The sequence below is a fragment of the Saprospiraceae bacterium genome (assembly GCA_016717265.1).
In the GTDB taxonomy this organism is placed as follows: Bacteria; Bacteroidota; Bacteroidia; order Chitinophagales; family Saprospiraceae; genus Vicinibacter.
In genome coordinates, this window is sequence record JADKFX010000001.1 from 1,921,061 (window position 1) to 1,934,353 (window position 13,293).

The 13,293-nt window shown below is 37.9% G+C and carries 1 protein-coding gene and 1 tRNA gene; one reads left to right on the forward strand and one right to left on the reverse strand.

Annotated elements, in window-relative coordinates; genetic code table 11:
* Window positions 1–207: 207 nt before the first annotated feature.
* Window positions 208–281 (reverse strand) — tRNA-Pro (locus IPO86_07405).
* 426 nt (window positions 282–707) lie between these two features.
* Between IPO86_07405 and IPO86_07410 the strand changes: the two genes are divergently transcribed.
* Window positions 708–13,280: a T9SS type A sorting domain-containing protein gene (locus IPO86_07410; protein ID MBK9727926.1), complete on the forward strand. Its 12,573-nt coding sequence runs from the start codon at window positions 708–710 to the stop codon at window positions 13,278–13,280.
* Window positions 13,281–13,293 lie beyond the last annotated feature (13 nt).

Sequence of the window (13,293 nt, forward strand, 5' to 3'; positions counted from 1 at the left end):
TGGCAAAATTTTATGTCGTCAGAGAAATTTGAATAGCAAGTTGCAAATAGATTAAAAGCACATGGACGGGAAACTGTTAAAGTCGGCAGTTGCACCCCAGAAGATGGCCGATGCATTAAGGTTCCATTCAATTGAAAAATCCATTTGAATATGTACCGCAAATAAAAAAGCGGTTCGAAATTTATCAAGAACCGCTTAGATCATTAGTCGGGGTGACAAGATTTGAACTTGCGACCACACGCCCCCCAGGCGTGTACGCTACCAGGCTGCGCTACACCCCGAATTTAATAAGCTATAAAAGATAATTTGAATCAAACAATTGGAAGCTCTATTTTAAACAGCAAATATATTAATCCTTAGGTAGTTACTTGACTACTGAATCTGAAAATCTTAAATTTTGGCAATCTTAATTCAAAATTTGAATTTTCATTTCATTTATGCTCGATTTGATAATGTTTAGCATTCATTCAGTGTAGTCTTAACATTTCTAATCGCTTAATTAAGCATTTAAACATCCCTTACTTATGAAAAATTATATATATTATATGTATAAAATATTGATTTATAGATAATTAATATATTTTGTAAAAATTAATATTAGATTTATTAATATAAAATTGGTGATTTAATAAACGGGTTTTACTTTTGCTCGATTAGACTGTCGAAGCCGGTTTAATGGTATTTTATTAGAACCTAACTCAAATCTCATGAAAAGACGTAATCCGTTTGGATTTACTAGCCGTTTATCTATTCTTAAATTAGCCTTGCTTTTTATTACAGTAGTGAGTTCTCAATACTCCTTGGAAGCCCAGGTAGATGTTACTTCCTCCGGGGGTACTCCCAATGCAAGCTACCTTACCTTAGCGGCTGCGTTTACTGCTGTCAATGGTGGTACACATACAGGTAATATTACCATGAATATTTCTGCTAATACCACAGAACCAGTTGGAGGAGCAATATTGAATGCTAGTGGAGCGGGGTTAGCAAATTATGCAAATATTTTAATTAAACCTACAGGCGGTGCATCTCGTGTTATTTCCGGAGCCATAACTGCCGGTAACCCCTTGATTGATTTAAATGGCGCAGATAATGTTACGTTTGATGGACTCAATGCAAGTGGCAATAGCTTAACAATAGAGAACACTACAGTTTCAGCAACATCTGGTACAAGTACTATCCGTTTTCAGGCTGACGCAACCAGCAATTTATTGACAAATTGTTCTATCAATGGTGCTTCAACAATGGCAACAGGTACAAACGGTGGAAATATTTGGTTTGGTGCAAGTTCTACCACAACGGGAAATGACAATAATACAATTTTTAAATGTAAAATTGGTCCAAGTGGGGCAAATTTACCTACTAAGGGCATCTATGGTAATGGTACCGGAACTTCAACAACATTATACAATAGCAATAATATTATCGATAATAATGAAATTTTTGATTTTTGGAATGCAGCTGTCCAATCCAATGGTATTTATATGACAACTGCATGTACGGATTGGATTATTACGAATAACAAGTTTTATCAGACCGCTGTCAGAACTCAAACAACTGCAGCCGCAAATATTGCCATTCAATTGGCAAGTGCAAATATTCTCAATACTACAATTTCAGGAAATACAATTGGATTTAGCAGTGCTGCTGGCACTGGTGTGTATACAATTACCAGTACTGTAGCGACTACTTTCGTTGGGATAAGTGTATCTACAGGAGTTGGATTGCCAACGTCTATTCAGGGAAATTTGATTACTGCTATTAATCTTGCATCTTCAAGTACGCTTTCGACTGGAAATGGAATGTTATGTGGTATATCAGTTGTTGCCGGAGATGCAAATATTGGGAATTTGGTTCCAAATATAATAGGTTCGACTTCTGGACTTGCAGCTTTGGTTGCAACACCATCGGCTTCCACTGGATCCATTGTAGGTATAAATGCAGGTACAACCGGTGCGGTATTAATTCAGAATAACTCCATGGGTGGTTTTCAAGCTATAGGTTCTGCAGCAACAATAGCTTCAGGTGTTATGGGTATAAATGTTTCAGCCGCAGCATCCAGTATGATAATATTGGGAAATACGATTGGCAACGCTTTGGCAAATAATATGGTTTCCGGTACTTTAGGAACGAGTACAGGAGCTACATTAGCCATTGGTATAAATGCAGTGTCTGTACCATTAACAACAACCATGTCAAACAATACCATCCAAAATTTTTCTTCATTTGGATCCGGAACTGGAAATGCAAGGGGTATATTTACTGGTACAACTACAAATATCACTTTTCCGTACGTCATAAGTAATAATACCATTAAAAATATCATTACGAATTCAGCTCTGACAGGATTGACAAGTGGACTGTCCGCAGCTGCAGGTATACAGTATTTTCCAGGATTAGCTGGTCAGGTTTCTGACAATACCATTTTTAATATTTCCGGAGTTAATGCTGGGGCAGTGAATACGATCATTGTCGGTATCGCATTGGCAAACAGTTCAGGGCCTCGTATTTATAACAATCGAATTTACGATTTGAGTAATGCAAGCACAGCAACTTCCACAACTGCCCCTGGAACAGTAGCTGGTATAGCTATTCGTTCCGGCAACGGGAATTGCAATATATTCAATAACATGATATCCCTCGGAAACGGACAAACTACCAATACCGCATTTGTTGGGATTCTTGCAAATCATGGTTCATCACCCAATCCGAATGATATTATAATTCATAATACGATCAACATTATGGGAACGTCTGCTGGAGGAGCACAACCGAGTATGTGTTTCTTAAGAGGAGATTTTACTGCTACTGCCAGAACCATGAATGTGGTTATTTTGAATAATATTTTTACAAATTCAAGAACAGGTGGAACGGGATCCCATCTTGCCATAGCGAATAATTATGGCGCAACGGCTAGTTCAACAGGTTGGCCGGTGAATGCTTCAAACTTCAATGTGTTGAATGCAAATCCATCAACCGTTGGTTGGTGGTCAGGCAATTTATCATTCAGTAGTTGGAAAACATCGTCTTCTTCTGATGCAAGTAGTTATTCAGGGATAACCGTTACCTATGTTGATCCAGTGAATAATTTGCATTTGAATATGGGTTTGACTCCAACAGTCATTGAATCAGGGGCTACCTTAATTCCTGAAATCAATTTTGATTTTGATAACCAAGCTAGACCAGGTCCTCCAGGATCTACGAATGGAGGTGGGGTGTTTCCAGATATTGGTGCAGATGAATTTGATGGGGTCCCCTTAGACGTACTACCACCAATTATAATTTACAATAAATTAGTAAGCGCTTGCGGCACTGGTAACCAAGTACTTTCTTCCGTTTCAATACAAGATTTAACAGGTGTTCCAACTTCAGGATCTTTAAGGCCACGAATTTATTATAGAAAAAATATGGGTGGCTGGTTTTCTCAACCTGGAACATTGACAAGTGGGACCAATAAAAATGGTCTTTGGATGTTTACTATCGTTGTTGCTGATATGGGCGGAGTAGTATTTGGAGACATCATAGAATACTATATTATTGCACAAGACATCATAAGTCCGACTAATATCGCATCTAATCCAAGTGGAGTTGTTGCCATTGATGTGAATACAATTATTACCCATCCTTCAGTGCCTAATTCAGCCTTAGTGAACCCAGTGTTAAATGGGCTTTATACTGTTGGTGTTGGTGGCGATTTTGCAACGCTGACGGCTGCGGCTGCAGCTTATAATCTTGGCTGCCTCTCAGGTCCGGTTACTTTTTCACTTATTGATGCAAGTTATCCCTCTGAAACTTTTCCAATCAGTTTTAACAATATCAACGCTACCAGTTCAACACCACTTACTATTAAGCCCGCTCCTGGTGTGAACGCGAGCATAACCGGTACGTCCGCTACTGCTTTGATCGTTTTTAATGCAGCAGATTATATTACCATAAATGGAAGTAATGGAAGCGGATCAAATTCAGTTTGTCCTCCAGTGAGTGCCAGCAGAAATCTGACCTTGACAAATACAAGCACTAGCACGGCTTCGGCGGTAGTTTGGTTGCAATGGATCAATGTTGACGGGGCACCAAATCCTGCTACAAATAATCAGATTTTAAATACGATACTTTTAGGTAATGCGCCGAATCAAACGTTAACTGGAATTGGCTCAGGAAGTAGCACTATTAGTGCGACAACACTTGGATTTATGAATGATAATAATTCTTTTATCAATAATAAAATTAGCAGGTCGCAATTTGGAATTTTGTCCATTGGTCAAAGTGCTGCAATTAAAAATAACGGCACAAAAATCAATCAAAATCAAATCAATAGTCTCACCCCAGATAATGTGCAGACTGGTGGGATTTTTGTTGGATTTGAGAATAATATTTTAATTTCAGGGAATTCTATATCAGGCATGAATTTGGCGAGTTCTCCGGATGTATTTGGAATTAATGTGGGATTTATAAATTCGGGATTTAGTGCAACATCTCCGGGCACCAATGAATGTACAAATGCAACCATATCAAGTAATATTGTTGGGTCAATAACAAATTCAGGAACATTTTCTGCGGTTGGTATAGCCTTAGGCGCTACAAACTCTGGGACCACGTTGATTTCCAATAATATGATTTCGGGTGTCAATTCCAATTCAACTGCCGGTGATATGGGTATCGGATTAGTCATTGGTGGAGGTACTGGAAATATTAAAGTTTACCACAATACAATTTTAATGCAAGGAGCTATTACAGGTGCTACTTCAGCTTCACAAACTTCTACGTGTATTGGTGTGACGAATTCAGTGGTTCCTTCCTTTTTAGATATAAGGAATAACATTTTGACAAATACGCAAATTGGAAATACGGGTGCAACCTTAAGATTCGCAGCGATTGCTTTAGGCTATTCATCTACAGTTGGTAATTATTTAGGATTGATTTCCAATAATAATTCATTCTTTTCAATTGGAGCTGGACCGGGTACTTATACCTTGGGAATTACAGGTGGTGTGGTGGCAGGAACAAGTCGATTAACTTTGACAGACTGGCGGAATGAAACCGGAAAAGATCAAGTGTCTAATAATGTTCTTCCAAGTTTTGTTTCATCTACTGATCTTCATTTAACTTTAGCCGGGAATGATTGCCTCAATCAAACTGGATTTCCTTTGCCGGAAGTAACTAGCGATGTTGATTGTCAGGCACGGTCACTTTCGAATCCCGATATCGGTGCGGATGAATTTAACCCAGGTACCAATCTTACCATAGCAATTACAGAAAGTTCCGGAATACCAAATGATAAAAAAATATGTGCAGGCTCTTCTGCAACGATTACCGTAACTGGAGGTTCAACGCATGATTGGAATACAGGTGAAACAACAAATGCAATTGTTAAATCGCCAGTGAGTACTACAACTTATTATGATACAGTTGCATTAGCTGCAGGTTGTATCGTGGTTATGTATGATACGGTTTTTGTACTTCCTTTACCATCTGCAAATATCACACCCGCAAGTGTTACCATTTGCAGTGGTCTGAGTACTACACTTACGGCATCCGGAGGTGTTTCTTATTTGTGGGATAATTCAACAACAAATCCTGTTAGGACAGTGACTCCAGGATCAAATACTACCTATACAGTTACTGTCACGGCAGCTAATGGATGCACTGCTACGGCAACATCTACCGTGAATGTAATTCTTTCTCCGACAGCAGTAATAACACCTGCGGCACCATCACTTTGTTCGGGAGCAACCCAAACTTTGACAGCAAGTGGAGGCACCGGTTATTCCTGGAGTACAGGTGCTAATACTGCAACTATCATGGTTTCACCTGGAGCAACAACTACATACACAGTTACCGTAACAGCAGCAAATGCTTGTACTGCAACAAAAACTGTAACAGTGACAGTAATAACAGGAATTAATATAACAGAAACGCATGTTGAACCATCAACTTGTGTCAGTTTCGATGGCTCTATTAATATCACAGCAACAGGTGTAGCGCCGCTTTCCTATAGTTGGTCTACACCAGATGGATTTGGCTTAAACCCAAGTTCTGAAGATCAATCAGGAATTACAGTAGGAACCTATATAGTGACCGTGACATCTGGTAACGGCTGTACATCCACAAAATCTATTACCCTTTCAGGTCCTGGAAATTGCGGTCAATGCCCAACAATAGGGGCACTAACTTCGAGTGTACCTTCAGTTTGTAAATCCATCAATTTCACCTTAACTGCCTCAGGTTTGACAAATATGGGTACCTTATATGGTATCTTATTCAAATATTCTACGGTTGCTTTAGCAGATCCATATGTTGGCGGCACAACATTAGGAGTGGTAGCTAACGGTGGTTTAAGTGGTGGTGGCACTTCAGCCGCATTAGTTACAAATATTCCAATACAAAATAACTATTTCATATATGCTATTGTAACTCCAACGCCTCTAAGTCCGGCTTGTAGGCCATCTGCATCCAATACTTTAAATGTCTATAAATGTACTCCTGATATAACAGACCCATGTGCTTGCAAAAACAATGCAACAACACTTACAAATGGTCAATTTAATGAGATCATTACTGTAAATGCTCCAAGTGGACAAAATTGGACAGTTAGTGCTGTTACTGGCTTGTATTTGTCTTCGAGTCCTGCACCTCCTGCTGCACCAATTTTAATACCTATTGGCACTGCTTTATTGAACGGTACCTTAGATGGTATTAATAATGATGGTGATGGCCAAATTGATGAAGCAGATGAAAATGTTTTTTATACCTTGCGTGGTGTTCATGTAGATGCATTAGGATATAATGTTACAGTAACAAATAGTCAAGGTTCAACGGGTTCTATTGGCAGTACTTGTTATTATCCTAACCCTTCAATTATAGGCTTACCAACTGTCTTTTGTGCGGATGATGCTGCAGTTAATTTAGTAGGAACCGCACAACTAGGCGATGGATCAGGACCTGCAATGGGTGTCGGCACATTTACAATAAATGGGGTACCAGCAACAGTTTTTAATCCTGCACTATTAGGTGCCGGTACACATTCCGTAGTTTTTAGTTTTGATGCTGCAGATGGTATTCCAAATGGTAGTCATCCTGGATGTACACAAGCAGTATCACAATCTGTTGTTGTAAATCCTGTACCAACTGTAAACTTAGTGGCCAATCAAATTTTATGTGTTGGTCAATCTTCCATAGCTATCACCTTTACTGGAACTCCGGCTGGTACTGTTTATAATTGGACAAGAACCCCAGAACTAATAGGTCTGGTAGCAACAAGCGGATCTGGTACAGTTCCATCTTTTGTTGGAACCAATGCCGGTACAACACCTTTAGTTTCAACTTTTACAGTTATCCCTTCTTTTACCAATGCAGGTAAAACATGTTTTGGTACACCGAGAACGTTTACTATAACGATAAATCCTCCACCTACTTCAAACCCAGTACCAGATGTTCAATATTGTCATGGGGATAATACACTCGCAATCACATTCACGGGCTCTGCACCAGGTACCATTTATAACTGGACTAGAACTCCTGAACCAATAGGTTTAGCAGCAACTGCCGGTTCTAATACAGTGCCTTCCTTTGTTACTACAAATCCAAGTGCTGCAAGAATCACAAGCACGTTTACAGTTACTCCTGTATTTACAAACCCAACTGGTGGACCATCTTGTACCGGCACTCCTTTTACTTTTAGAATTTCTGTATTACCACAACCAGTAGCTCGTTGCAAAAATGCAACCTTGTATTTAGACAGGAATGGTAATGTTGTTTTAACGGTGCCAGATATTGATAATGGAAGTACTGCAAGGACACTAAGCTTAAGTAAAAGTGTTTTTAATTGTGGTAATGTAGGCGCTAATAATGTAAATTTAATTGCAGCAGATTCTTGTGGAAAAACGTCAACCTGTACAGCTATTGTTACAGTGTTAGACACCGTTAGACCTACATTATTCTGTCCTGTTGATAATACAATTCATCTGGACCCAGGTGAATGCGATCGTCCAATTAGTTTTGTGGATCCATATGCTACAGACAATTGTGAGCTTGCGGTTACTACAACAACGGGTTCTATAACAACCGCATTCAATTCAAACAATCAGTTTGCTGGAAATATGTTTAATGTAACCAACTTAACAACAGGACCTATTACCTTAAACTCATTCGCTGGAAATATAGCTGCTACGATTGGTACAAATTGTATTGTTTCTATATATCATACTCCAACAACTTATGTTGGAAAAGAATCAAATGCCGCAGCTTGGACTTTATTAGGAACAGGTAACGCTCCTTGTGCTGGAAATAATCTACCAACCTTGTTTAATATTGGAGGACTAACACTTCAGCCTGGTGAAACTGTTGGAATTTATTTTGATTTAGTAAATTATACTGCAGGAAGTATTGTTTTAAGATATACTAATAACAACATCACTTTTAATAATGGAGACTTGCTCCTCACCTTAGGAGCTGGTAAAGCAAATCCAGCATTTACAGGTACTACCTTCACATTGAGATACTGGAATGGTATAATTAATTATACCAAACAAACCATTATAGGTGCAAAACCTGTTGTAACACAAATTGATAATTCAGGTTTTAAAAATGGAGATATTCTTCCTAGAGGACAAACTTGTTTTACATACCGTGCTACAGATTTTAACGGGAATACTTCTACATGCACATTCTGTTTCACTCTTTTAGAATTCCAAAATCCAGTTACATTCCTTGCATGTCATGATGAAATTCAAGTGAGTTTAAATGAAAATTGTTGGGCCACCATTAGTGCCGATGAAATTCTTAGTGGAGGTCCATATGGTTGCTATGATGATTATATAGTAGTGATTAGAGATTGGGTAACTAATCAGATTATTGACCGTTTCCCAAATATTCCTGGATCTCAGGTAGGGGTTCAAGATATTAATCGTGAATTTAAAATTACGGTCACAGACCCAGCAACCGGAAATAGCTGTTGGGGCCACGCAGTTGTGGAAGACAAATTAGCCCCTGTATTAACCTGTGCAAGAGATACCTGTGTTCCTTGTGGATCCGCAACAACCCCTTTCTATGTTGGTACTCCGGGTGTCCAGGAAAACTGTGGTGGTTATTCTCTTACCTATAAAGATGTAGTTACAATTGGTGGTTGCGGAACAACTTATGAAGAATTAATAGAAAGGACCTGGACGGCAATTGACGGACAAGGAAATAAATCAGTTTGCAAACAAATCATTACCGTTGCATTAGCAACATTAGCTACTGTCAATGTTCCATTTGATTTTGATGATCTGGATCAACCTGCATTATTATGTAATGAAAAAATTGATGTTAATAAAGATTATACCGCACATTATTTGGCGTTTCCATATTGTGTAGATGGATATTTATTAGATTCAGCTCATTGGTTTGCAACCGGTGGTTTCTTGCCAAGTCCAAATGGAGATTTAGCTGGTGAACGTTTACCGAGAGTTTTAGGTTGGAATTGTTTAGATACCGGACTTTATATCGGTCATCCAAGTCCTTGGCCAATATTTTATCCGGCACATCCAAATTGGAGACCTAATAATCCTGTTTGTTGGGGTCCAGATGAAGTTATTATGTGGGCTGGAACGGGGTTGCCAAGTGGTAGCGAATGTTCGAATCTTGGAATGACTTATAATGATATTAAAATTAATATAGCGAAACCTGGTTGTGATGCAGGTCCAATTGGATGTTATAAAATAATTCGACAATGGACAGTATTAGACTGGTGTACAGGATTAATTGGTGGTCATAATCAAATTATAAAAGTTATAGATAAGCAAGGTCCGGAAATTCTTTATCCGGATACCGTAACTGTGAATATGGAAGTATGGCGTTGTTTGGGTGTTTGGGAAGTTCCAAAACCATGGTTGGTTGATAATTGTAGTAATGAATTACATTATTCAATCCGTACTCCAAATGGGGTCGTAACTGGAAACGAAATTGATGGTTACATAATTCGGGATATCGAACGTGGAATTAGTGAGGCAACGATATATGCTGAAGATTGCTGTGGAAACATTACGAAAAAAAGAATTGCTATAAATGTTCCTGATAATACACCGCCAATTGCTGTATGTGACCAAAAAACAATCGTAAGTATTAATGGAAATCAAAGTCAGGGCGAAAATTTTGCAAAAGTTTTTGCTGAAGATTTAGATCAGGGTAGTTTTGATAATTGCAGTCCTCATATATTCTTTAAAGTGATTCGTATGGAACACCTTCGAGGAACAAATAATGGAAGTAATGCAAATCAACCAGACAATGGAACCAATTGTTCCGGAATTAATGGGGATGACAATGCCATTTTAGATGGTAATCAAATTTATTTCGATGATCATGTAAAATTCTGTTGTACGGATGTTGGTAAAACAATCATGGTAGTTTTAAGAGTGTTTGACATTGAACCAGGTAAAGGACCAATCACTCCGTCTCGTATGAATTCAAATGGTAATCTATTTAATCACTATAGTGATTGTATGATCGAAATTGAAGTTCAGGACAAGAGTGTACCAACGGTAGTGCCACCACCAAATATTGTTGTAAGCTGCTGGTATTGGTTTGATGTAGATAAACTTACAGATCCAAATGATGCAACTTTTGGTCGTGTCGTAAATGATTTAACTGCTCGTAAGAAAGTGGTAACAACAGATTTGGTATGCTATAATTATTGTGTACGAAATGAAATTACCGGGTATCCTGGTTTTGTACCAGGTGCACCACCATCAAATCCACCTGCATGGAATAAAGCATGCGATTATTATAGAGTTCTATTTGATACTGCTCATGAAGATCGTAAATATGAATTAGTCTGGGGCTTTGACGGAACTGTTTTGGGATCTTGTGGCACAAACTTTAGTATCTCTGTTAATGATAATAGAGAATGTGGTCAGGGTCAATTAACCAGAACGATTGTTGCCCGTGGTCCAAATGGTATCAGCGTTACGGCAACTCAATTAATTTGGGTTGTTGATTGTGATCCATTTTATATCAACAGAGCTGATAATTGTGATCCAGATGATGACATTACCTGGCCAGGAAATTGTACTGGCCAAGCAACTACCATTAATGGATGCGGTGCAGATATAAGTCCGGATAATCCTGTTTTGGGTCGTCCAATTATTGAAAATAATGCAGATGATTTATGTGCCTTAATTAGTATAGAATATTTCGATGAGATCTTTACCATCGAACCGGATGCATGCTTTAAAGTATTGCGTACCTGGGTGGTAATCGATTGGTGTCAGTATGATCCAAGTATTGATCCAGTGAAAGGTCGTTGGGAGTATTTACAAATAATTAAAGTACACGATACAGACAAACCAACAATTTCAATTTTTGTTGGAGATTGTGAACCCGCGGTAGCAAATAGCACAAATGGTATTTGTTATGGTCATATGGTTTTAATCGCTTCCGCATTTGATAATTGTAGTCCCTTAGATTGGTTATCCCATGATTATAAAATTGATTTATATAATGATGGTATTGGTGATCATTCTGGTTTTGATTTAGTGGTTGGACCTTTAACAAAACGCGAACAGGCAGCTGGTCGAATTCCAATCAGACATCATAATCCTTATGCAGATGATGAAAATAATCCATTCGAAGCAACTGGAACATATCCTATTGGTATTCATAAGATCTGTTGGTATGTTGAAGATGGTTGTGGCAACTTAGGTGCTGCATGTCAATTATTTGAAATTAAAGATTGTAAAGCACCAACTCCTTATTGCGAAGTGGGTATCATTTCAGTGGTTATGCCAATCAATGGTTGTGTTACTATCTGGGCAAGAGATCTTGATAGAGGTAGTTTTGATAATTGTACAAAATCGGAAAATTTACTGCTGTATTTTGATGGAGATCCAACGCAAACCAGTAAAACAATTTGCTGTGATGATTTTGTTGCAAATGGTGCTAATGATGAATTAATAATTCCAGTTCAATTATGGGTTGAAGATGAAGAAGGCAATACAGATTATTGCCGGACTACTATTGTAATTCAAGATCCACAAAATGTTTGTCCTGATAAAAAACCAGCTGGTAAAATCATTGGCGCACTCAGAACTGAAGGTAGCCAAAATGCAGAAAAAGTAGATGCCAGATTATATCAGTCTGGTACCATGATTAAACGAATGACAACCTCTCAGAGTGGCGAATATTTCTTTGGGGACTTAAATTTTGGTGGCAGTATGGAATATTTAGTTCAGCCAATACGATCTGATGAACCATTAAATGGAGTAAGTACTGCGGATATTGTTAAAATTCAAAGACATATTCTCGGAATTGAAACTTTAAATAGTCCTTATAAGTTAATTGCAGCAGATGTTAATAACACCAATAATATAACGGCTTCAGATGTTTCTGAAATCAGAAAATTGATATTAGGGATTACTGATAAATTTGCAAAAAATGATTCCTGGACTTTTATACCAAATTCATACCTATTTGCAGATCCGAATAATCCATGGACTGCACCAAGAGAATTGCTGGTAAAAGTACCAGAAGCAAAATCTTATCAGGAAGATTTTGTTGCTGTTAAAATTGGAGATGTTACCAATAATGCAAGAGCAAATAATGTGAATAGTAGCTCAAGTAGAACGAAAGGTCAATTGCATTTGGAAATAGAAAATCATAATACCTTGCCAGGTGAGTTGTATAAATTAGCTTTCAGATCTAGTGATTTTGAAAATATTTCAGGGTATCAGTTCACCTTGAAATTTGATCAGCAAGTATTGCAATTTGAAAGTATTGAAGCAGCTGCTTTAAATGTAAATGAATCTAATTTTGGAACGCAAAATGCTGCAAAAGGTATTTTAACTACAAGTTGGAATACGAAAGTAGCACAAACTGTAAATCCAAATGAAGTATTGTTTACGCTTGTTTTTAGAGCTCATAGTAAAGCAAATATTCATAAGCTGATTGCGCTCACAAGTGACATTACCACAGCAGAAGCATATGATGCACAATTGAATCATAAAGAGCTTAGTCTTGGGGTTCGCACAGATAATGGAGTTATTGAAAGTGGTATATTTGAATTATATCAAAACACACCAAATCCATTTTCAAAACAAACGATTATCAATTATAGATTGCCTGAAGCTTCACCAGTTAAACTAAGTGTTTATGATATGAGTGGTAAAGTTTTACGTGTATATGAGTTCGTTGGTCAAAAAGGATTAAATAGTACGAGGCTTGATAGATCTGATCTAAATGTAAGTGGCGTATTATATTATCAATTGGATGCAGCAAATCATACAGCTACTAAACAAATGATATTATTGGATTAACAAATAATCTTCC